Source organism: Peribacillus simplex (assembly GCF_001578185.1).
Lineage (GTDB): Bacteria > Bacillota > Bacilli > Bacillales > DSM-1321 > Peribacillus > Peribacillus simplex_A.
Genome location: NZ_CP011008.1, coordinates 72164 through 94806, shown reverse-complemented (window position 1 = coordinate 94806; position 22643 = coordinate 72164). Strand labels below are relative to the sequence as shown.

Sequence of the window (22643 nt, the reverse complement as noted above, 5' to 3'; positions counted from 1 at the left end):
ATCTATTATCTAGTTTTCAAGGAACAAAGTAGAAAGAGTCCATCACATCGTGATGCTTATCTTTCGTATCTGAATGAATTACTCATTCAAAACTGAACAAAACAAAAGCGCTCTCGTAATTATCCTTAGAAAGGAGGTGATCCAGCCGCACCTTCCGATACGGCTACCTTGTTACGACTTCACCCCAATCATCTGTCCCACCTTAGGCGGCTGGCTCCATAAAGGTTACCTCACCGACTTCGGGTGTTACAAACTCTCGTGGTGTGACGGGCGGTGTGTACAAGGCCCGGGAACGTATTCACCGCGGCATGCTGATCCGCGATTACTAGCGATTCCGGCTTCATGTAGGCGAGTTGCAGCCTACAATCCGAACTGAGAATGGCTTTATGGGATTCGCTTACCTTCGCAGGTTTGCAGCCCTTTGTACCATCCATTGTAGCACGTGTGTAGCCCAGGTCATAAGGGGCATGATGATTTGACGTCATCCCCACCTTCCTCCGGTTTGTCACCGGCAGTCACCTTAGAGTGCCCAACTGAATGCTGGCAACTAAGATCAAGGGTTGCGCTCGTTGCGGGACTTAACCCAACATCTCACGACACGAGCTGACGACAACCATGCACCACCTGTCACTCTGTCCCCCGAAGGGGAAAGCCCTATCTCTAGGGTTGTCAGAGGATGTCAAGACCTGGTAAGGTTCTTCGCGTTGCTTCGAATTAAACCACATGCTCCACCGCTTGTGCGGGCCCCCGTCAATTCCTTTGAGTTTCAGCCTTGCGGCCGTACTCCCCAGGCGGAGTGCTTAATGCGTTAGCTGCAGCACTAAAGGGCGGAAACCCTCTAACACTTAGCACTCATCGTTTACGGCGTGGACTACCAGGGTATCTAATCCTGTTTGCTCCCCACGCTTTCGCGCCTCAGTGTCAGTTACAGACCAGAAAGTCGCCTTCGCCACTGGTGTTCCTCCAAATCTCTACGCATTTCACCGCTACACTTGGAATTCCACTTTCCTCTTCTGCACTCAAGTTCCCCAGTTTCCAATGACCCTCCACGGTTGAGCCGTGGGCTTTCACATCAGACTTAAGGAACCACCTGCGCGCGCTTTACGCCCAATAATTCCGGACAACGCTTGCCACCTACGTATTACCGCGGCTGCTGGCACGTAGTTAGCCGTGGCTTTCTGGTTAGGTACCGTCAAGGTACCAGCAGTTACTCTGGTACTTGTTCTTCCCTAACAACAGAACTTTACGACCCGAAGGCCTTCTTCGTTCACGCGGCGTTGCTCCGTCAGACTTTCGTCCATTGCGGAAGATTCCCTACTGCTGCCTCCCGTAGGAGTCTGGGCCGTGTCTCAGTCCCAGTGTGGCCGATCACCCTCTCAGGTCGGCTACGCATCGTCGCCTTGGTGAGCCATTACCTCACCAACTAGCTAATGCGCCGCGGGCCCATCTATAAGTGACAGCGTAAACCGTCTTTCCATCTTCTCTCATGCGAGAAAAGAACGTATCCGGTATTAGCTCCGGTTTCCCGAAGTTATCCCAGTCTTATAGGCAGGTTGCCCACGTGTTACTCACCCGTCCGCCGCTAATCTCAGGGAGCAAGCTCCCATCGATTCGCTCGACTTGCATGTATTAGGCACGCCGCCAGCGTTCGTCCTGAGCCAGGATCAAACTCTCCGAAGAAATGTTTGACTTGCTCATTTGCTTTTTTGATAGTGTGTGCTCACTTAAAATTTAACGTTGGCGCTTTGTTTTGTTCAGTTTTCAAAGAGCAATTTGACTCTTATAAAGAATCAACTTTCTTATCATATCAAAGCCAAATCGGCTTGTCAAGTTTTTTTGGTGGAGCCTAGCGGGATCGAACCGCTGACCTCCTGCGTGCAAGGCAGGCGCTCTCCCAGCTGAGCTAAGGCCCCAAAAAATAATGGTCGGGAAGACAGGATTCGAACCTGCGACCCCTTGGTCCCAAACCAAGTGCTCTACCAAGCTGAGCTACTTCCCGAAAAAATATGGTGCGCCCGGCGGGAGTCGAACCTACAACCTTCTGATTCGTAGTCAGATGCTCTATCCAATTGAGCTACGGGCGCATATTAAGATGGTGCCGAGGACCGGAATCGAACCGGTACGGTAGTCACCTACCGCAGGATTTTAAGTCCTGTGCGTCTGCCAGTTCCGCCACCCCGGCATAAATAAATAGTGGAGCGGAAGACGGGATTCGAACCCGCGACCCCAACCTTGGCAAGGTTGTATTCTACCACTGAACTACTTCCGCGAACATGCGGGTGAAGGGACTTGAACCCCCACGCCTTGCGGCGCCAGATCCTAAGTCTGGTGCGTCTGCCAATTCCGCCACACCCGCACAATAAAATGGTGAGCCATGAAGGATTCGAACCTTCGACCCTCTGATTAAAAGTCAGATGCTCTACCAACTGAGCTAATGGCTCATATAAACTATTTATATATGCTATATTAAGCTTTTATGAAGATGGTGCCGGCAAGAGGACTTGAACCCCCAACCTACTGATTACAAGTCAGTTGCTCTACCAGTTGAGCTACACCGGCAGGTGTAAAATGGTGGAGGATGACGGGATCGAACCGCCGACCCTCTGCTTGTAAGGCAGATGCTCTCCCAGCTGAGCTAATCCTCCATATATAACTGCTTGGCGGCGTCCTACTCTCACAGGGGGAAACCCCCAACTACCATCGGCGCTGAAGAGCTTAACTGCCGTGTTCGGAATGGGAACGGGTGTGACCTCTTCGCTATCGCCACCAAACATATCAGGAACGTTGTTCCTTCAAAACTAGATAATAAGAAGGTATTTCATTTTTTAAAAAGCGTTGGTTAAGTCCTCGATCTATTAGTATCAGTCAGCTCCACATGTCGCCACGCTTCCACCTCTGACCTATCAACCTGATCATCTTTCAGGGATCTTACTAGCTTGCGCCATGGGAAATCTCATCTTGAGGGGGGCTTCATGCTTAGATGCTTTCAGCACTTATCCCGTCCGCACGTAGCTACCCAGCTATGCCTTTGGCAAGACAACTGGTACACCAGCGGTGCGTCCATCCCGGTCCTCTCGTACTAAGGACAGCTCCTCTCAAATTTCCTGCGCCCGCGACGGATAGGGACCGAACTGTCTCACGACGTTCTGAACCCAGCTCGCGTACCGCTTTAATGGGCGAACAGCCCAACCCTTGGGACCGACTACAGCCCCAGGATGCGATGAGCCGACATCGAGGTGCCAAACCTCCCCGTCGATGTGGACTCTTGGGGGAGATAAGCCTGTTATCCCCGGGGTAGCTTTTATCCGTTGAGCGATGGCCCTTCCATGCGGAACCACCGGATCACTAAGCCCGACTTTCGTCCCTGCTCGACTTGTAGGTCTCGCAGTCAAGCTCCCTTGTGCCTTTACACTCTACGAATGATTTCCAACCATTCTGAGGGAACCTTTGGGCGCCTCCGTTACTCTTTAGGAGGCGACCGCCCCAGTCAAACTGCCCACCTGACACTGTCTCCCACCCCGATAAGGGGCGCGGGTTAGAATTTCAATACAGCCAGGGTAGTATCCCACCAACGCCTCCACCGAAGCTAGCGCTCCGGCTTCTCAGGCTCCTACCTATCCTGTACAAGCTGTACCAAAATTCAATATCAGGCTGCAGTAAAGCTCCACGGGGTCTTTCCGTCCTGTCGCGGGTAACCTGCATCTTCACAGGTACTATAATTTCACCGAGTCTCTCGTTGAGACAGTGCCCAGATCGTTACACCTTTCGTGCGGGTCGGAACTTACCCGACAAGGAATTTCGCTACCTTAGGACCGTTATAGTTACGGCCGCCGTTTACTGGGGCTTCGGTTCAAAGCTTCGCTTGCGCTAACCTCTCCCCTTAACCTTCCAGCACCGGGCAGGTGTCAGCCCCTATACTTCGCCTTGCGGCTTCGCAGAGACCTGTGTTTTTGCTAAACAGTCGCCTGGGCCTATTCACTGCGGCTTTTCCGGGCTATTCACCCTAAAAAGCACCCCTTCTCCCGAAGTTACGGGGTCATTTTGCCGAGTTCCTTAACGAGAGTTCTCTCGCACACCTTAGGATTCTCTCCTCGCCTACCTGTGTCGGTTTGCGGTACGGGCACCTTACATCTCACTAGAGGCTTTTCTTGGCAGCGTGGAATCAGGAACTTCGGTACTATATTTCCCTCGCCATCACAGCTCCGCCTTAATGGAAACGGGATTTGCCTCGTTTCCGGCCTAACTGCTTGGACGCGCATATCCAACAGCGCGCTTACCCTATCCTTCTGCGTCCCCCCATCGTTCAAACGATGTATAGGTGGTACAGGAATATCAACCTGTTGTCCATCGCCTACGCCTTTCGGCCTCGGCTTAGGTCCCGACTAACCCTGAGCGGACGAGCCTTCCTCAGGAAACCTTAGGCATTCGGTGGAAGGGATTCTCACCCTTCTTTCGCTACTCATACCGGCATTCTCACTTCTAAGCGCTCCACCAGTCCTTCCGGTCTGACTTCAACGCCCTTAGAACGCTCTCCTACCATCGACACCAAAATGGTGTCAATCCACAGCTTCGGTGATACGTTTAGCCCCGGTACATTTTCGGCGCGGAGTCACTCGACCAGTGAGCTATTACGCACTCTTTAAATGGTGGCTGCTTCTGAGCCAACATCCTGGTTGTCTAAGCAACTCCACATCCTTTTCCACTTAACGTATACTTTGGGACCTTAGCTGGTGGTCTGGGCTGTTTCCCTTTCGACTACGGATCTTATCACTCGCAGTCTGACTCCCAAGAATAAGTATTTGGCATTCGGAGTTTGACTGAATTCGGTAACCCGTTGGGGGCCCCTAGTCCAATCAGTGCTCTACCTCCAATACTCTCATCTTGAGGCTAGCCCTAAAGCTATTTCGGAGAGAACCAGCTATCTCCAGGTTCGATTGGAATTTCTCCGCTACCCACACCTCATCCCCGCACTTTTCAACGTGCGTGGGTTCGGGCCTCCATTCAGTGTTACCTGAACTTCACCCTGGACATGGGTAGATCACCTGGTTTCGGGTCTACGACCTCATACTCATTCGCCCTATTCAGACTCGCTTTCGCTGCGGCTCCGTCTTATCAACTTAACCTCGCATGAAATCGTAACTCGCCGGTTCATTCTACAAAAGGCACGCCATTACCCATTAACGGGCTTTGACTACTTGTAGGCACACGGTTTCAGGATCTATTTCACTCCCCTTCCGGGGTGCTTTTCACCTTTCCCTCACGGTACTGGTTCACTATCGGTCACTAGGGAGTATTTAGCCTTGGGAGATGGTCCTCCCTGCTTCCGACGGGATTTCTCGTGTCCCGCCGTACTCAGGATCCACTCAGGAGGGAACGAAGTTTCAACTACAGGGTTTTTACCTTCTTTGACGGACCTTTCCAGATCACTTCATTTACCCCGTTCCTTTGTAACTCCATGTTGAGTGTCCTACAACCCCAAGAGGCAAGCCTCTTGGTTTGGGCTAATTCCGTTTCGCTCGCCGCTACTCAGGAAATCGCATTTGCTTTCTCTTCCTCCGGGTACTTAGATGTTTCAGTTCCCCGGGTCTGCCTTCAGTACCCTATGTATTCAGGTAAAGATACTGTTCCATTACGAACAGTGGGTTTCCCCATTCGGAAATCTCCGGATCAAAGCTTACTTACAGCTCCCCGAAGCATATCGGTGTTAGTCCCGTCCTTCATCGGCTCCTAGTGCCAAGGCATCCACCGTGCGCCCTTTCTAACTTAACCGTTAAAAAAGATCTTACTGATGCTTTGAAAAAAATTAATTGCCTTCTATCTATTATCTAGTTTTCAAGGAACAAAGTAGAAAGAGTCCATCACATCGTGATGCTTATCTTTCGTATCTGAATGAATTACTCATTCAAAACTGAACAAAACAAAAGCGCTCTCGTAATTATCCTTAGAAAGGAGGTGATCCAGCCGCACCTTCCGATACGGCTACCTTGTTACGACTTCACCCCAATCATCTGTCCCACCTTAGGCGGCTGGCTCCATAAAGGTTACCTCACCGACTTCGGGTGTTACAAACTCTCGTGGTGTGACGGGCGGTGTGTACAAGGCCCGGGAACGTATTCACCGCGGCATGCTGATCCGCGATTACTAGCGATTCCGGCTTCATGTAGGCGAGTTGCAGCCTACAATCCGAACTGAGAATGGCTTTATGGGATTCGCTTACCTTCGCAGGTTTGCAGCCCTTTGTACCATCCATTGTAGCACGTGTGTAGCCCAGGTCATAAGGGGCATGATGATTTGACGTCATCCCCACCTTCCTCCGGTTTGTCACCGGCAGTCACCTTAGAGTGCCCAACTGAATGCTGGCAACTAAGATCAAGGGTTGCGCTCGTTGCGGGACTTAACCCAACATCTCACGACACGAGCTGACGACAACCATGCACCACCTGTCACTCTGTCCCCCGAAGGGGAAAGCCCTATCTCTAGGGTTGTCAGAGGATGTCAAGACCTGGTAAGGTTCTTCGCGTTGCTTCGAATTAAACCACATGCTCCACCGCTTGTGCGGGCCCCCGTCAATTCCTTTGAGTTTCAGCCTTGCGGCCGTACTCCCCAGGCGGAGTGCTTAATGCGTTAGCTGCAGCACTAAAGGGCGGAAACCCTCTAACACTTAGCACTCATCGTTTACGGCGTGGACTACCAGGGTATCTAATCCTGTTTGCTCCCCACGCTTTCGCGCCTCAGTGTCAGTTACAGACCAGAAAGTCGCCTTCGCCACTGGTGTTCCTCCAAATCTCTACGCATTTCACCGCTACACTTGGAATTCCACTTTCCTCTTCTGCACTCAAGTTCCCCAGTTTCCAATGACCCTCCACGGTTGAGCCGTGGGCTTTCACATCAGACTTAAGGAACCACCTGCGCGCGCTTTACGCCCAATAATTCCGGACAACGCTTGCCACCTACGTATTACCGCGGCTGCTGGCACGTAGTTAGCCGTGGCTTTCTGGTTAGGTACCGTCAAGGTACCAGCAGTTACTCTGGTACTTGTTCTTCCCTAACAACAGAACTTTACGACCCGAAGGCCTTCTTCGTTCACGCGGCGTTGCTCCGTCAGACTTTCGTCCATTGCGGAAGATTCCCTACTGCTGCCTCCCGTAGGAGTCTGGGCCGTGTCTCAGTCCCAGTGTGGCCGATCACCCTCTCAGGTCGGCTACGCATCGTCGCCTTGGTGAGCCATTACCTCACCAACTAGCTAATGCGCCGCGGGCCCATCTATAAGTGACAGCGTAAACCGTCTTTCCATCTTCTCTCATGCGAGAAAAGAACGTATCCGGTATTAGCTCCGGTTTCCCGAAGTTATCCCAGTCTTATAGGCAGGTTGCCCACGTGTTACTCACCCGTCCGCCGCTAATCTCAGGGAGCAAGCTCCCATCGATTCGCTCGACTTGCATGTATTAGGCACGCCGCCAGCGTTCGTCCTGAGCCAGGATCAAACTCTCCGAAGAAATGTTTGACTTGCTCATTTGCTTTTTTGATAGTGTGTGCTCACTTAAAATTTAACGTTGGCGCTTTGTTTTGTTCAGTTTTCAAAGAGCAATGTCTTTCGGAACAGCTTATTAATAATAACATTTTCATTACTCTGAGTCAACAACTTTTTAAAACTTTTTTTAAAGTTTGTAATCCGTTTGCAACTCGTTCGTAACGACAGATATAAATATAACACCATTACGGTAACTGCGCAATACCTTTTATAAAGTTTTTTTGAGATAATGTTGTTTTTCTTTCCAACCCTAGAATCCAATCAATTAAAAGACATGAAATTATAATTAAAAAACAAAAACCGAATTGAACTAACCGGGATCATGAGATACACTCCTGATTCCCAGCCGTCCGAATTCGGCCCTGCAATCATTAATTACCTTACATTATTAGCGGTGTCTCATTAACGGGAATAACAGCACGTCACGTATAGAAGGAGAATTGGTCAATAGCATAACCAAACGGTCAACACCAATTCCCAATCCGCCAGTTGGCGGCATTCCGTATTCTAAAGCCTCCAAGAAATCTTCATCCATTTCATGAGCCTCATCATTACCTTGCTCTCGTTCTTTTAATTGTGCTTCAAAGCGTTGACGTTGATCAATAGGGTCATTAAGTTCCGTGAAGGCATTTGCATGCTCCCTACCCACAATGAATAACTCAAAACGATCGGTAAAACGGGAATCTTCCGGGTTTTTCTTTGCTAACGGAGAGATTTCCACTGGATGTCCATAAATGAATGTAGGTTGAATTAACTTATCTTCAACCCTCTGTTCAAAGAACTCATTTACAATATGACCAAATTCCATGGATTCCTTAACTTCAATTCCGTTATCTTTAGCAAGCTGTTGGGCTTCTTCTTTACTCATTTTAGTCCAGAAGTCCACACCTGTATATTCTTTTACAGCATCAACCATGTGAAGTCTTTTCCATTCCGGTTTTAACTCTATTTCATACTCCCCATACTGAATGGTAGTCGTCCCCAGAACTTCTTGTGCTATATGGGCAATCAGGTTTTCGGTTAAACTCATGATATCTTGGTAATCAGCATATGCCTCGTATAATTCAATCAATGTGAATTCCGGATTGTGTCTTGTAGATACTCCTTCATTCCTGAAAACCCGTCCTATTTCATAAACTTTCTCTAATCCGCCAACGATTAAGCGTTTTAGATGAAGCTCGATGGCAATCCTTAAATTCAAAGACATATCCAATGCATTATGATGAGTAAGGAAAGGGCGTGCAGCAGCTCCACCAGCAACAGAGTGCAATAGAGGCGTCTCTACTTCAAGGTATCCATGATCATCAAGATATCGTCTCATGGCTTGTACAATACGACTGCGCATGATCAACGTGTTTTTACTTTCCTCATTTGTAATTAAATCAACATAACGTTTCCGATAACGCTCTTCAACATCCTTTAGACCATGAAATTTATCAGGTAATGGGCGAAGCGCTTTAGCAAGGAACACATATTCTTTAGCTTTAATGGAAAGTTCCCCGACTTTCGTTTTGAAAATTACACCAGTGACCCCTACGATATCGCCCAGATCCGTTTGGTTGAAAATTTGGTAAGCATCTTCACCTATTTTATCTAAACGGACGTAGATTTGGATTTGGCCGCTAATATCCTGAATATGGGCAAATCCCGCTTTCCCTTTTCCACGCTTAGTCATTACCCGGCCAGCGATCGTAACTTCAATTTCTTTTTCTTCAAGATCTTCTTTTTCTAATTCCCCATAAGCACTAACTATTTCTTGAGTGTTATGTGTGCGCTCGAATCTGCTCCCGAATGGGTCTTGCCCATTATCAATCATGGCCTGCATTTTATCGCGTCTCACTTGCAGTTGGTCATTCAATTCTTCATGACTCACGAAAATCATCTCCATCTTTATTAATAAAAGCTTTATATAATTTATCAGAAATTCTTTTGCATACGTATTTATTCTTACATAAAGTACGAGAATTCAACAGCTTTTTATCTTAAAAACTTCTTTATGTATATATAAAAACTGCCAGGTTTAATGGCAGTTTAAGATATGCGTATTATAGGAAAACAGGAAGGCGAAGTCAACATCAGACCATTTGAATGTTCATTTCCTTCGCTTCAATATCATCGACCATTCCATAAAGAAGGCTCACGACATCTTCCCTTGTTTCACAATCGTTAATCCCTTTACGTGCCTTGGCATTCCCTTTAACACCTTTTAGGTACCAAGAAGCATGCTTACGCATTTCACGGACAGCGACGTTTTCGTTTTTCAGTGCAATCAGACGATCCATATGAAGTACACAAACATCCATCTTTTCACGAACTGTAGGTTCATCCATCAGTTGACCCGTTTCTAAATATTTTACAGTCCGGTAAATCATCCATGGGTTACCTAGTGCTGCACGGCCAATCATGACACCGTCAACACCCGTTTCTTTAAGCATTCTTTCCGCATCCTGCGGAGTTTCCACATCACCGTTACCTATAAGAGGGATATTAATCGATTTCTTCACTTCACGAATGATGTCCCAGTTAGCTTTTCCTTCATACATTTGAACCCGGGTTCTCCCATGCATGGAAACGGCTTTACCACCCGCGCGTTCAACTGCCTGAGCATTTTCAATCGCAAACACATGCTCTTCATCCCAGCCAATGCGCATTTTCACGGTTACAGGCTTTTCGACAGCATCAACAACCGCGGAAACCATCTCATAAATTTTATTCGGGTCTAGAAGCCATTTCGCCCCTGCATCACATTTCGTGATTTTCGGGACAGGGCAGCCCATATTGATATCAATGATGTCGGCATTTGTATTCTTATCAACGAATTGAGCAGCTTTGACTAAGGATTTCTTTTCGCCGCCAAAGATTTGCAAACTTAATGGTTTTTCTCTTTCATCTATATAAAGCATATTCAGCGTTTTGGCATTTTGAAGAACGATTCCTTTGTCACTGACCATCTCCGCACAAACTAGACCAGCACCAAATTCCTTGACCGTCAAGCGGAATGCCGAGTTACAGACTCCGGCCATCGGTGCTAGCACTACTGGATTTTTCATTTCTATATCGCCTATTTTTAACACGTGTGACCTCCTATAACATTCTTTCATTTATCCTCAGGAGGTTGAAGCTCCTCAATGGAAACATGAAGGATATCCGCCACTTCCAGTAAAAATGCCTCTGAAGGGTTTCGGTTCCCTCTTTCAACTTCCCCCAACAAGGAAACGGAAACGCCTATTTCTCTCGCAAAGCCTTCCTGTGTATAACCCTTTAACTTTCGAAAAGCGCGAATGCGCCTTCCCCATTTTTCACCTTCCATAATCGAACTCCTTCTTTATCCGGAATCTGTTCAAGCAAGTCGCTCAAAGGTGCATGCATGTGCGGAAGCCTAATATCAGGGTCCACTTCCATTAAAGGCACGATAACAAAAGCCCTCTCGTGCATACGAGGGTGCGGGACTGAAAGAATCTCTGTCTCAATATTTTCATGATTATATAACAAAATGTCAAGGTCTAAAGTACGGGGACCCCACCTAATTTCCCTTTTTCTCCCTAATTCGGTTTCAATTTTCATACAGGCGTGAAGTAATTCCTCAGGTTCTAAATCGGTTTTCACTTTAAGGACAGCATTTAAAAAACAGTCCTGGTCGGCATATCCTATCGGGTCTGTTTCATATAAAGAAGAGCAGGCCGCCAACTGGATATGCGGGTTTTCAGACAATAATTGGAAAGCCGTTCGGAAAGTATCAAGGCGATCCCCTAAGTTCGATCCTATAGAAAGGTAAGCAATATTTACCACAATCAGCGTCCCCTTACAATTTCTATAGCTACCGAGTCATAGTGCCCCGCTATAGGAGGGTCTGGTTTATATACCTTCACGGTGCATGTCTCGATGGAAGAATATTTATTAAGTAGTTCAGAAGCAATTTTTTCAGCAACAGCTTCCACTAACTTAAAAGGCTCTCCCTCAACAACACTTTTACACACTTCATATAACTCGCCATAGTTGATTGAGTCTTCAAGGTTGTCACTCTTCCCAGCATTGGCTAAATCAGTCTGGACGATTAAATCAACTTTAAACCGCTGACCAAGCTTCGTTTCTTCCGGAAAAACTCCATGATAACCGTAAAACTCCATTTTATTCACATATATCTTATCCATTTCATTCACCTTTTCCTAAAAGAACATCCATCATCTTTGCAGTCCGTGCCATTTCCTTCACATCATGTACGCGAACCATTTGACAGCCTTGCTGAATGCCGTGGCAGATTGTAGCGGCAGTGCCTTCCATCCGCTCACTAGGCGGCAGGTCCAGAACATGTCCAATCATGGACTTTCTTGATGTCGCAAGCAGCACAGGATAACCTAATGATACCAGCTTATCAAGATTCCTCATCATTTCCAAATTTAACTTTAAATCTTTCGCAAATCCAATGCCTGGATCGAGAATGATGTTTTCGTCCTTGACTCCCGCATCCTTTACCAACATGATGCTTTCGAATAAATCTTGAAGTACATCCCGAACAAAATGTCCATAACCCATATTATCCCTGTTATGCATCAAGATAATCGGCACCTTATATTCCGCCGCAACCTTCGCCATCAAGGAATCGGCTTTTCCTCCCCAAATATCATTTAATATATGGGCTCCTGCTTTTACTGCCTCTTCCGCAACTCTTGATTTATACGTATCGACCGATATTGGTATCTCAATATTACGGGAAACGGCCTCAATAATCGGGGCTACTCTCTCAATCTCCTCCTCATCCGATATTCTCTCATAGTTGGGACGGGTGGACTCTCCGCCTACGTCCAAAATATCCGCTCCGTCGTTGACCATCTGTTCGGCATGCTTCAAAGCAGCATCTACCCGATTATATTTCCCGCCATCCGAAAAGGAGTCCGGCGTAACATTCAAAATCCCCATAATTAAGGTTTTCTTGCTATAATCCAAATCAAATGAACCGCATGTTATTTTTGATACTTCAGCTAATGACATCCAACGTTCTCCTTCGCCTAAAGAAATCTATATATACGAGTTTACCCATTTACATAGGCATAGCGCAACCCTCCGTGAAGATTAGAAATACTTCGCAGACTTTTCTACAAAAAGAAAAGCAAAGCCCATAAGGAACTTTGCTTCTCATTTAGTATCTGGTCTCACTCAAAGTTATATAATGGTGTACTCAAGTAACGTTCACCATTACTTGGTATGATAGCAAGGACCTTTTTGCCTTTTCCCAGTTTTTCAGCCACTTTAATAGCCGCAGCAATTGCGCCTCCAGAAGAAATTCCGCCAAGAATCCCTTCCTCTTTTGCTGCTCTACGGGCGTAATCGAACGATTCTTCTGTATTGACTTGAATGATTTCGTCATAGAGATCTGTATTTAAAATACTTGGAACGAAGCCTGCACCGATTCCTTGGATTTTATGGGGCCCCGGGGTCCCACCGGATAATACAGGAGAATCCGCAGGCTCAACAGCGTAAATTTTAATGTCAGGATATTTTTCACGCAGAACTTCACCAGCACCAGTAATGGTTCCACCAGTACCGATTCCGGCAACGAATGCATCCAGACCTTCATCACCAAAGGCTTCAACGATTTCAGGGCCAGTAGTGTTACGATGAACTTCAGGGTTGGCTTCATTCTCGAATTGCTGCGGAATAAAGTAACCTTTTTCTTTAGACAGCTCAGTTGCCTTAGCAATCGCTCCCTTCATTCCTTCTGGACCAGGTGTAAGAACTAACTCTGCCCCATAAGCGCGAAGCAAGTTACGGCGTTCCAGGCTCATTGTCTCAGGCATGACCAGGATTGATTTATAGCCTTTGGCTGCCGCTACCATCGCTAGTCCTATTCCGGTATTTCCGCTTGTAGGTTCAATGATCGTATCACCTGGCTTAAGGTTACCGTTTTTTTCTGCTGCTTCGATCATCGCAAGGGCGATACGGTCTTTTACACTACTGCCTGGGTTAAAATACTCAAGTTTCAAATAAATATCTGCACTATTTTCATTTTGAAGCTTGTTTAACTTCACAATAGGTGTTTGTCCAATTAAATCGATTACAGAATTAGCTATACGTGCCATTTTCTCCACTCCTTATCATTTCAATACCGAGTATGTTTATTGGTTTTATTAATTAAAGTTACCAGTTTTAATAGTTCATTGTCAATGATTATATACTATATTCTAAATTTTCACACAATCCATTGACCTACTTTTGTTCTTTCAATCCATAAAACCATTCTACATTAAATTCATCCCAGAAAATCTTCCCGGAGACCGGTGCCTGAATCTGTTCAAGAGCTATTTGGCGGTGAATCTTATCTTTAACTTCTTCATATTTATACTGCTTGCCCTCTATTTTTTCATGCAGATAGATAATGGCCCAACCATCTTCCGTTTGTATTGGATCACTCCACTTTTTAGCCTTCAATTTCTCGGCAGCGGTAATGTATTCCTTGGAGACTTGCTCATTATCCTGCGATATATAACCCATGTCGCCTCCCTGATTGGCAGTGAATTCATCAAGGGATTTTTCCATCGCTAAGACATTAAAGGAGACACCTTTCTCCAGTTCACGTATGATTTGGTCCGCCTGCTTTTTTGTAGACAAGGTAATATGGGAAATATGGAAAGTAGTAGGGATTCGGTAAATATCCTTATTATTATCATAGTAATTCTGCATTGCCGTTTCGGAAACCGAAACATCCTTTGTGAGGAGCTTTTCAAGGAGTAGACTAGACTGAATTTCCTGCCTCAATTGATCCGTACTTTTATTAAGAGTCTGACCGGCAGTTCCATACATTGTTTTCATCATTTTAAGTTCCCGATCGATCTCTTCATCCGAAGTTTTCACTTTGTATTTTTCCGCTGCCTGTTTCACTACCTCTTTATCGACCATTTCCTCAAGTACATCTTCCCCATACCTTTTTTCGAGTTCATTAATCCATGCTTCCCGGGAAATATCCTTGGAACCAACCTTTGCGACTGTTTCCTGCCCAATGACGGATTTTGAAATGATCAACGGTTTTATGACAAAGATTATGATGGTCAACAGGTTCAACAATGCAAGGCCGGCAATAATCGCCCGAAGCTTTTGTTTAGGCAAAACCCTTATCCCCCGTAAATTATTTTTTGGTTTCTGCTTCTAGTTCCTCGAGATCTTCCTTCGAGAATTGGTAGGTCTGATTACAAAAATGGCATTGTGCCTCCGCTTGTCCCTCTGTCTCAATAATATCCCGGATCTCATCTTGTCCAAGGCTAATCAATGCATTGGCAATTCTTTCCCTTGAACATTGACAGGAAAATGCAACATCCATTTTCTCTAAAATATTCACATTGCCCTCACCCAAAATCTCGGTTAGGATTTCTTCAGGAGTCAGACCTTTCTGGATCATCTTAGAAACAGGAGCTATTGTGCTTAGACGACTCTCGATTTTGGAAATCGTATCATCGGATGTGCCTGGCATCAATTGAATGATAAATCCACCTGCTGCAAGTATCGAATTATCCGGATTCACCAGGACCCCCACTCCTACAGAAGAAGGCACCTGTTCGGAAGTAGCGAAGTAATAAGTGAAATCTTCACCTAATTCCCCCGATACAAGCGGTACTTGACCTGAAAAATGATCACGGAGACCAATATCTTTCACTACAGTCAACACTCCGTCTGTCCCCACCGCTTTCCTGACATCCAGCTTTCCTTGTTCATTCAAATCAAAATGGGTTTGCGGGTGAGTCACATATCCGCGGACTTCTCCCTTCGCATTGCTGTCGACCAGGATGGATCCAATCGGGCCACCGCCCTCGATTTTAATCGTCAGTTTTTCTTCACCTTTTAACATTCCGCCCATCATCACACCTGCCGTCATTGCACGCCCAAGGGCAGCGGAAGCAGTAGGCCATGTATAATGACGTCGTTGAGCTTCTCCTACGGTATCAGTTGTTGAAACAGCATATGCCCGTACCTGTCCTTCATAGCCTAACGCCTTTATTAGATAATCCTTCATTTGTTATGCTCCTTCCATGCTGTATAATTACTTCTTCACTTGTTCACGATTTCGTTTATAAATCAGCTGCAATCCCTTTAAAGTTAAAAATGGCTCAACAACGTCAATCACAGTAGACTCATTAGCAATTAAGGTAGCCAGTCCGCCTGTCGCTATTACCGTTGGCTCTAGATTACTTTGCGCCTTTATTCGATTAACGATTCCTTCAACCTGTCCAACATACCCAAACAAAATACCAGCCTGCATGGCGGATACCGTATTTTTGCCAATGATTCCTTCAGGTCGGCTGATTTCTATCCTTGGAAGTTTGGCCGCTTTTGAATAAAGTGCTTCTGTAGAAATATTTATGCCCGGAGCAATGGCTCCGCCCATGTATTGTTTATCCTCATTTATGTAGCAATATGTCGTTGCCGTGCCAAAATCCACGATAATGAGAGGGCTTCCATATTCCTGAATGCCTGCAACAGCATTAACGATCCGGTCCGCTCCCACCTCACGGGGATTTTCGTATTTAATATTCAATCCAGTTTTTATTCCAGGCCCCACTATAAGCGGCTTAATGCCAAAGTATTTTTTACACATACGTTCAAGCGCAAACATAATCGGCGGAACTACCGAAGAAATAATGATTCCATCAAACTGATCAAACGAAAGACCCTCATGTTGCAGTAAAGACTTTATGACCATTCCATACTCATCTTCTGTTTTATGACGGCTAGTCTCAATTCGCCAATGATATTTTAAAATATCTTCATCGTATACGCCTAATACAGTATTCGTATTCCCAACATCCAATACAAAAATCATCGTTTCATCACTCCGGTAAATTATTCTCCAACATCATACCACACTGTTATTTCCCACGCTATTAGTCGCGCTTTTCGTAAGGTAAAAAAATCCCAGCATCTTTTTCTTACGTCCCCAAAGTCATTTTAAGAGTTAGAAAAGGGTATTTCCGAGGCGGAAATACCCTTTTCTTATAGTCAACTTAAGACTTTTTATTGTCATCTTCGTTCGGGAAGGAAAGCGGCTGATCTTGAGGTGTGCCTTCTTTGATTGGAGGAGTATTCAATCCTTCCTCCGTTATTTCAAGGTCCTCAGGTCCTCTCTTATCCAATGGATCTAATAGGGCCTCTTTTTCTTCCTTCTTCGTATTGATGTTCACCTTGACATTCTCATCAGTAGTCAAATTCCCATTCAAAGCGGTATAATCCCGTTCTGGCAACTTACCGTTATGGAATAAACTTTTGATTTGTTCAGCATCAAGTGTTTCCACTTCAAGCAAGGTTTTTGCAACCAAATCAAGTTTTTCACGATTTTCAGTAAGAATCGTCTTACATCTTTCGTAAGCTTCCCTGATGATGCGTTGAATTTCAAGATCAATTTCATATGCTATTGCATCTGAGTAATTTTGATCATTGTTAAAATCGCGGCCTAGGAAGACCTGACCTTGAGAATTACCGAATTGAAGAGGTCCGAGCTTACTCATACCATATTCCATAACCATGCTTCGAGCTATGCCAGTTGCACGCTGGAAGTCATTATGCGCTCCGGTACTCACTTCTCCGAATGTAACTTCTTCGGATACTCGGCCACCCAAAAGTCCTACGATTTTATCTTTCAGTTCAGGCTCCGTCATGAAGAAACGATCTTCTTTCGGCAGCATAACTGCATATCCGCCAGCTTGACCACGAGGGACAATCGTAACTTTATGAACGACTTCGGCATCATCGAGAACCAATCCAATAATGGTATGCCCCGCTTCATGCCATGCTACAATATTCCGTTCCTTTTTGGAAATGACACGATTTTTCTTAGCAGGTCCCGCAATAACGCGATCCGAAGCTTCATCCAAATCGGACATGTCGATCTTCTTCTTATCTTGACGGGCAGCGACAAGCGCCGCTTCATTCAGTAAGTTTTCAAGATCTGCACCAGAAAATCCTGGTGTACGCTGAGCGATCGCTTTCAAATCAACCGTTTCAGCTAAAGGTTTATTACGTGCATGCACTTTCAATACTTCTTCACGGCCTTTAACATCTGGGCGGCCAACCGTAATTTGACGGTCAAAACGTCCTGGACGCAATAATGCCGGATCCAATACATCAGCACGGTTAGTCGCAGCGATGATAATGATTCCTTCATTCCCACCGAAACCATCCATTTCTACAAGTAGTTGGTTCAGTGTTTGTTCACGTTCATCGTGACCGCCACCTAGACCTGCGCCACGTTGACGACCGACTGCATCAATTTCATCGATAAAGATGATACATGGTGCATTCTTCTTAGCATTTTCAAACAAATCACGAACACGGGATGCACCGACACCTACAAACATTTCAACAAAATCAGAACCACTGATCGAGAAGAAAGGAGTACCGGCTTCACCAGCTACTGCCCGTGCAAGTAAAGTTTTACCTGTACCAGGAGGCCCGACTAAAAGTACCCCTTTAGGAATACGGGCTCCAAGCTCGGCATATTTGCGAGGATCTTTTAAGAATTCAACGACCTCGACAAGTTCCTGCTTTTCTTCGTCCGCTCCGGCAACATCATTGAAGCGTACTTTTTTCTTATCATCATTATACAATTTCGCCTTACTTTTCCCGAAGTTCATGACACGGCCACCACCGCCACCTTGAGCTTGGTTAAGTAAAAAGAAGAAGAGGATAAAAATGATTACAAATGGAATGATTGAAGTGAAAAATGTCACCCAGCCACTTGTCTTTTCTGGAGGTTCAACAGTGATGATGTCTTTACCCAACTTAGTTACGGCATCATTAATTCGACTCTGCGAATATTCACTGAAAGGTACGTACGTCACAAAGTATTTGTTTTCCTCATAACCTTTGAGCTTCCCTGTGATTTCAAACACACTGCTTTCGGGCTGCATCGTTAGTGCTGTAACGTCCCCACTCTCCAAATGTTTATAGAATTCATCTTGGGTCATTTTCTCTGTTGGTTCATTGTTATTATTAAAGATGCTTACAATCCCAATGATGACCAAAAAGATCAGTAAATAAAATATGGTATTACGGAAGATCCGATTCATCCCTTACCTCCTCCCACGGGTAAACAAACTATAGTAAATACTATCATACAAAATTAATGAATTACAATAATTTAACACCGCTGTTTTTATCTGGTCTTCTCTTTCGAACAGGAACGATTAATTCGAGTAAATTTCAGGCTTCAATATGCCAATATACGGGAGATTACGATACTTTTCTGCAAAATCAAGACCATATCCGACAACAAATGCATCAGGAACGATAAATCCGGCATAGTCAGGAGTGATATCGGCTTTCCTGCCTGTTGGTTTATCCAATAGGGTAACGATTTTAATTGATTTTGCTTTTCTATAACGGAAAAGTTCCGCAAGATAGCTAAGGGTTAAGCCGCTATCGATAATATCTTCGATGATTAAAATATCCCGGCCTTCAACGGATGTATTAAGATCTTTGATGATTTTCACTTCACCGGAAGATACAGTAGAGCTACCATAGCTTGAAACATCCATAAAGTCCATTTCAAGATGTGTATCCACGCGTTTCAGTAAATCTGACATAAATGGCATGGCGCCTTTCAGCACTCCGATAGCCAGCGGGAACTTACCTTGGTAATCAGCTTCAAGCTGCGCACCCAATTCCCTGATTTTTTTTTGTAGTTCTTCCTCAGTTATTAACACTTTTTCAATGTCGTTTTGCATGGTCATAGTAATTAATTGCCCCCCATGAAGAATTAAGCTTTTTTATATTCTAAGTAGATTAAAGATTTTTCATCAGAAATTATATCCGGCTCAACATTCGATTTCTTTAAACCAGGAAGCCAAATGGCCGTTCCAGCTTGATCGATGATGACCGGCCACACATTTCTTTCTAGCATCGGGATCTTCTCATTAATAAAAATATCCTTCAACTTTTTAGTTCCACCTAATCCCTTGACTGCCATCCGTTCGCCTTCATTCCTGGTTCGGACTGTAAGCGGAAACTTCACAGCTGATTCGGGAAGTATAAAAGAATGATTTCCTTTAAGAACTGGAATTTCTTCTTTTATATAGTGCGCTTTAATCTTGTATCCATTCGGAAGAATAGTCTCACCGGGAATTTGTAATTTAAGGGAATATTTATGGCTTTTTTGCCGAAAAAATCTAAAAGTGCAAGTTTGATATGATTTTTCAGCAATAAGGCCCTCCGGAAGATGCAATTCTGCAGATGGTTGAGGATTTAAAAACAAAACTAAAAGTTGATCAATATGTAATGCCGAAAGCGATGAAGGTCTCTCCAAATAAAGATAATTTAATATTAGTTGAATCGCTCTTCTTTGTAAAGGTTTAGGCATCGCGAGAACCTTATCAATCTGAATAACCGCTAGATCCTTATCCTGATGGATCCAAACCTCGGTCATTTTGCTTGAAACCAGGTTCTGAAAAAACTCTTCATCTTCATAAAGTTCTTCACTGAATCGTTGAAAATGCTCATGAACCTTTCTATTTTCTTTCTTTAAAAATGGAAGAACTTCATGTCTAAATCGATTTCTTACATAGTCATCTTTTTCATTGCTCGGATCAAACCTTGGTTCAATATTATGCTGGCCCGCATATTCAATAATTTGGCCTTTCGTGATTTCAAGAAATGGCCTGATCAAATGACCCGTGTGAAAACGCCTTTTTATAGGAATGCCTGCTCTTGCTTTACCTGTCGCCCCTCTTGTTAAACGCATGAGCATCGTTTCGATTTGATCATCTCCATGATGTCCCAGGACAAGAGCGGAGGCTTGATGCTTATCCATCATTTCTTCATAGAAAGCAAAGCGTGCCTTTCTTGACGTTATTTGTGAGCTTTCCCCCGTCTGTTCCATCCGGGCAGGAACATCAATCCTTTTTCCTTCAAATGCGATGCCCCACTGTTCACATATATGCTCGACATATTTATAATCTTCATATGATTCCTCACCACGAAACATATGGTCAACACTTGCAACAATAATCTCATAATGAAAAAGTGATTGAATTTCCTTAAGGATATGGAGAAGCACCAACGAGTCCGGTCCCCCTGAAACCCCTATGAGCAACTTCGAGTTTTCCTGAATCAATTCGTTTCTATAAATGGTATTCAGAACTTTTTCCTTTAACATACAATCTTCCTTCTTTATGGACAGGTATTAGTTTATACGATTCAAACATGAAATGGTTTCAATTATTCCATGCATTCATCCATTAACTATATCATAACAACTGTTCATATATGTAAAGAACATAGAGCATCGATATTATGGCTACCAGTAAAAAGGTTTCAAAAAAACCTCCCCTCTTATTTTTGGAATGGTTTTGGGACCTTCTGGCTTGCCTTGTTGCAGGTTGCTTTGTTGAAGGCTGCCTCGTCGCTGTCTGGCCGGGTCCCTTTTTGTTCAAATGATTTTGCTTACTTAACACAGTGACTAAATCCTCTTGCATTTGAAGGGCTGAATCATACTGCCCACGGAGTGCTTTATCCAACATCTTTCTATATGGGTGCAATTCCTTTCTCTGTTTAATCAAGTCGTTAAGCTGTTTATACCCCTCCCCGTTCTTGTGGAAACGTTTAGGGTAGGAAGAATTGATGATAATCATCGCCACAGCGAACAAGTCATATTGCGGATCAGCCTTTCTTGATCCAAGTCCCCAGTAACCTCTGTCGAAGAACTCGGTGAATTCTTTAACAGATCGGCCAATCAAGGTGGTTCCGCCTACATCGACACACCGCACTTTGTAGGCTGGTGAAGTCACTATCAAATTCTCAGGTTTTAAATCCCCAAACACCCAGCCATTTGTATGCAGGGCAGATAAACTGGTTAAAAGCTGAAGCATTAAGACCCCGATCCACGATGGCCCTTTCTTTTCAATGAAACGCAAAAAATCGTGTCCATGGATATATTCCATGACATAAAACGGGAGCTGCTTTCCTGCTTTGATGAAATCGTCCGCTTCCAAAAAGGAAGGTCCAAGGGTAGACCCCTGGACCTTTGAGAAGGATTTTAGGATATTCATCTCCGAAATAATGGACGTCCCATTATCACTGAGCTTTAAAGCATAATGACGATTTTCACTTTCAACCAAGTAGACGATCCCGTTCGCTCCACACCCCAATTCCTTAATTATTTTGTACTCGTTTTTATTCCATTTTCCAGTGACCAAACCGCCAGGGAGGAGGTTACATTGATTCCTCAAAGTATTGTTCATCATCATGTGATAACAATCCCCTCAATGAACGTTTTTTATTGAAATATGTTAGAGCTTCACGAATGGCTGGACCTGTCGGAGTAAGTCCCCCTGTACTAAGCTTAGGAAAAGTTGCCGTCAAGGCTTCAAGGTTCGGCGTCCAATCCAACAACTTTTCCACATCATTTCTTTTCCCAGGAAATACGAATACTGAAAAACGGCTGTCACCCATTCTTGCATTCATACTAAGGGAAAGATCTAATAAGGAATCTTTTACACTAGGCAATTTATGTTTCATGCTTGCACTAGTATCAACAAGTATCAGTACTTCGAGCTTGCTTGTTTCCCCAAGCTCATCGACCACCTCCATTACCTCTCCACGTTTTTCCGGCGGAAGATCCTCCATCGTTCTTGAATCTCCCAGTATTTGTTGAAGTTCACGATTGATAACTCCCTGTATAGTTTGGGTCATCGCCTTTTGGGTCACCATTTGGACGGTTTGGGACAACTGCTGGGCATAGACTATTTGACTTACGCCACCTCCTGAACCAGCAATTTTCTCGATTTCCTTAAGTCCCTTTTCATCTATCACATCATTCTCCATTACACCTATTACATTGATGGTTATGCCTTGCTCCCTTGCTAATTCAGCCATGGCAGAGGGCTCCTCACCATGATTTGAACATCCGTCGGTTATAAGCAAAATCTGCCTTAATGTTCCTGCTTTCATGTTTTGCTCTCCCTTCCTTTCAATCTGTTACCATAATTGACTAAAAAGGGGGAAATTATACGCCAAAGGCTTACGCAATCAATTCACATTCATGGAGTGGATTCATTAAATTTTTCTAAAGTCCACCTTTTTACCTTTTACCCGTCTACCAACACACCACCTCGTTTTTAGTTTTATTTATTTT

The 22643-nt window shown here is 44.7% G+C and carries 15 protein-coding genes, 9 tRNA genes and 4 rRNA genes; all 28 read right to left on the bottom strand.

Annotation, left to right across the window (positions count from 1 at the left end; genetic code table 11):
- Positions 1–129: 129 nt before the first annotated feature.
- Positions 130–1680, bottom strand: a 16S ribosomal RNA gene (locus tag UP17_RS00510).
- Positions 1681–1837: 157 nt separating this feature from the next.
- Positions 1838–1913, bottom strand: a tRNA-Ala gene (locus tag UP17_RS00505).
- A 9-nt stretch (positions 1914–1922) separates the two neighbouring features.
- Positions 1923–1999: transfer RNA gene (locus UP17_RS00500), tRNA-Pro, on the bottom strand.
- A gap of 8 nt (positions 2000–2007) precedes the next feature.
- Positions 2008–2084 (bottom strand) — tRNA-Arg (locus UP17_RS00495).
- 9 nt (positions 2085–2093) lie between these two features.
- Positions 2094–2182, bottom strand: a tRNA-Leu gene (locus tag UP17_RS00490).
- A gap of 12 nt (positions 2183–2194) precedes the next feature.
- Positions 2195–2269, bottom strand: a tRNA-Gly gene (locus tag UP17_RS00485).
- 5 nt (positions 2270–2274) lie between these two features.
- Positions 2275–2356 (bottom strand) — tRNA-Leu (locus UP17_RS00480).
- A 9-nt stretch (positions 2357–2365) separates the two neighbouring features.
- Positions 2366–2441, bottom strand: a tRNA-Lys gene (locus UP17_RS00475).
- A gap of 42 nt (positions 2442–2483) precedes the next feature.
- Positions 2484–2559: transfer RNA gene (locus UP17_RS00470), tRNA-Thr, on the bottom strand.
- Between the two features lie 10 nt (positions 2560–2569).
- A tRNA-Val gene (locus UP17_RS00465) sits at positions 2570–2645 on the bottom strand.
- 10 nt (positions 2646–2655) lie between these two features.
- Positions 2656–2771, bottom strand: a 5S ribosomal RNA gene (rrf, locus tag UP17_RS00460).
- Between the two features lie 64 nt (positions 2772–2835).
- Positions 2836–5769: ribosomal RNA gene (locus UP17_RS00455) — 23S ribosomal RNA — on the bottom strand.
- 176 nt (positions 5770–5945) lie between these two features.
- Positions 5946–7496 (bottom strand): 16S ribosomal RNA (locus tag UP17_RS00450).
- The 16S, 23S and 5S rRNA genes sit together here with 9 tRNA genes alongside, the layout of an rRNA operon.
- A 423-nt stretch (positions 7497–7919) precedes the next feature.
- The gene (gene lysS / locus UP17_RS00445) at positions 7920–9419 is read right to left on the bottom strand and encodes a lysine--tRNA ligase (protein WP_284149548.1); all 1500 of its coding nucleotides are present in this window, start codon (positions 9417–9419) and stop codon (positions 7920–7922) included.
- 187 nt (positions 9420–9606) lie between these two features.
- Positions 9607–10605 (bottom strand): tRNA dihydrouridine synthase DusB, encoded by a 999-nt coding sequence (gene dusB / locus UP17_RS00440; protein WP_061440353.1) that lies wholly within the window; start codon positions 10603–10605, stop codon positions 9607–9609.
- Positions 10606–10628: 23 nt separating this feature from the next.
- A complete protein-coding gene (locus UP17_RS00435) occupies positions 10629–10841 on the bottom strand; it encodes a helix-turn-helix domain-containing protein (protein ID WP_061440352.1) in 213 nt (70 codons plus the stop codon).
- The gene (gene folK / locus UP17_RS00430) at positions 10793–11320 is read right to left on the bottom strand and encodes a 2-amino-4-hydroxy-6-hydroxymethyldihydropteridine diphosphokinase (RefSeq protein WP_061440351.1); all 528 of its coding nucleotides are present in this window, start codon (positions 11318–11320) and stop codon (positions 10793–10795) included. Before folK ends, UP17_RS00435 begins: the two co-directional genes overlap by 49 nt.
- Before the next feature lie 2 nt (positions 11321–11322).
- Entirely contained in the window at positions 11323–11682 is a 360-nt protein-coding gene (folB, locus tag UP17_RS00425) for a dihydroneopterin aldolase (RefSeq protein ID WP_061440350.1), read from the bottom strand.
- 1 nt (position 11683) lies between these two features.
- Positions 11684–12520 carry a dihydropteroate synthase gene (gene folP, locus UP17_RS00420; protein ID WP_061440349.1) on the bottom strand — a complete coding sequence of 279 codons (837 nt, stop codon included), beginning with the start codon at positions 12518–12520 and terminating at the stop codon, positions 11684–11686.
- A 161-nt stretch (positions 12521–12681) separates the two neighbouring features.
- Complete coding sequence (gene cysK, locus UP17_RS00415) at positions 12682–13608, bottom strand: cysteine synthase A (RefSeq protein WP_061440348.1); 927 nt, start codon at positions 13606–13608, stop codon at positions 12682–12684.
- Between the two features lie 127 nt (positions 13609–13735).
- The gene (locus tag UP17_RS00410; protein ID WP_061440347.1) at positions 13736–14632 is read right to left on the bottom strand and encodes a peptidyl-prolyl cis-trans isomerase; all 897 of its coding nucleotides are present in this window, start codon (positions 14630–14632) and stop codon (positions 13736–13738) included.
- Between the two features lie 19 nt (positions 14633–14651).
- A complete protein-coding gene (gene hslO / locus UP17_RS00405; RefSeq protein WP_061440346.1) occupies positions 14652–15533 on the bottom strand; it encodes an Hsp33 family molecular chaperone HslO in 882 nt (293 codons plus the stop codon).
- Positions 15534–15560: 27 nt separating this feature from the next.
- Positions 15561–16340: a type III pantothenate kinase gene (locus UP17_RS00400; RefSeq protein WP_061440345.1), complete on the bottom strand. Its 780-nt coding sequence runs from the start codon at positions 16338–16340 to the stop codon at positions 15561–15563.
- 181 nt (positions 16341–16521) lie between these two features.
- Positions 16522–18582 (bottom strand): ATP-dependent zinc metalloprotease FtsH, encoded by a 2061-nt coding sequence (gene ftsH, locus UP17_RS00395; RefSeq protein ID WP_081108653.1) that lies wholly within the window; start codon positions 18580–18582, stop codon positions 16522–16524.
- 117 nt (positions 18583–18699) lie between these two features.
- Positions 18700–19239 carry a hypoxanthine phosphoribosyltransferase gene (gene hpt / locus UP17_RS00390; RefSeq protein WP_061465930.1) on the bottom strand — a complete coding sequence of 180 codons (540 nt, stop codon included), beginning with the start codon at positions 19237–19239 and terminating at the stop codon, positions 18700–18702.
- 32 nt (positions 19240–19271) lie between these two features.
- Positions 19272–20666 carry a tRNA lysidine(34) synthetase TilS gene (gene tilS, locus UP17_RS00385; RefSeq protein WP_061440344.1) on the bottom strand — a complete coding sequence of 465 codons (1395 nt, stop codon included), beginning with the start codon at positions 20664–20666 and terminating at the stop codon, positions 19272–19274.
- Between the two features lie 91 nt (positions 20667–20757).
- The gene (locus tag UP17_RS00380) at positions 20758–21756 is read right to left on the bottom strand and encodes a protein kinase domain-containing protein (protein ID WP_349817584.1); all 999 of its coding nucleotides are present in this window, start codon (positions 21754–21756) and stop codon (positions 20758–20760) included.
- Entirely contained in the window at positions 21722–22459 is a 738-nt protein-coding gene (locus tag UP17_RS00375; protein ID WP_061440343.1) for a VWA domain-containing protein, read from the bottom strand. The genes UP17_RS00380 and UP17_RS00375 overlap by 35 nt, the downstream gene beginning before the upstream one ends.
- Between the last annotated feature and the right edge of the window lie 184 nt (positions 22460–22643).

Bases quoted from the DNA above. Each gene is read 5' to 3' on its own strand.
- lysS (WP_284149548.1), bottom strand. From the start codon at position 9,419: ATGGAGATGATTTTCGTGAGTCATGAAGAATTGAATGACCAACTGCAA.
- UP17_RS00435 (WP_061440352.1), bottom strand. From the start codon at position 10,841: ATGGAAGGTGAAAAATGGGGAAGGCGCATTCGCGCTTTTCGAAAGTTA.
- folB (WP_061440350.1), bottom strand. From the start codon at position 11,682: ATGGATAAGATATATGTGAATAAAATGGAGTTTTACGGTTATCATGGA.
- folP (WP_061440349.1), bottom strand. From the start codon at position 12,520: ATGTCATTAGCTGAAGTATCAAAAATAACATGCGGTTCATTTGATTTG.
- cysK (WP_061440348.1), bottom strand. From the start codon at position 13,608: ATGGCACGTATAGCTAATTCTGTAATCGATTTAATTGGACAAACACCT.
- hslO (WP_061440346.1), bottom strand. From the start codon at position 15,533: ATGAAGGATTATCTAATAAAGGCGTTAGGCTATGAAGGACAGGTACGG.
- UP17_RS00400 (WP_061440345.1), bottom strand. From the start codon at position 16,340: ATGATTTTTGTATTGGATGTTGGGAATACGAATACTGTATTAGGCGTA.
- ftsH (WP_081108653.1), bottom strand. From the start codon at position 18,582: ATGAATCGGATCTTCCGTAATACCATATTTTATTTACTGATCTTTTTG.
- hpt (WP_061465930.1), bottom strand. From the start codon at position 19,239: ATGCAAAACGACATTGAAAAAGTGTTAATAACTGAGGAAGAACTACAA.
- tilS (WP_061440344.1), bottom strand. From the start codon at position 20,666: ATGTTAAAGGAAAAAGTTCTGAATACCATTTATAGAAACGAATTGATT.
- UP17_RS00380 (WP_349817584.1), bottom strand. From the start codon at position 21,756: ATGATGATGAACAATACTTTGAGGAATCAATGTAACCTCCTCCCTGGC.
- UP17_RS00375 (WP_061440343.1), bottom strand. From the start codon at position 22,459: ATGAAAGCAGGAACATTAAGGCAGATTTTGCTTATAACCGACGGATGT.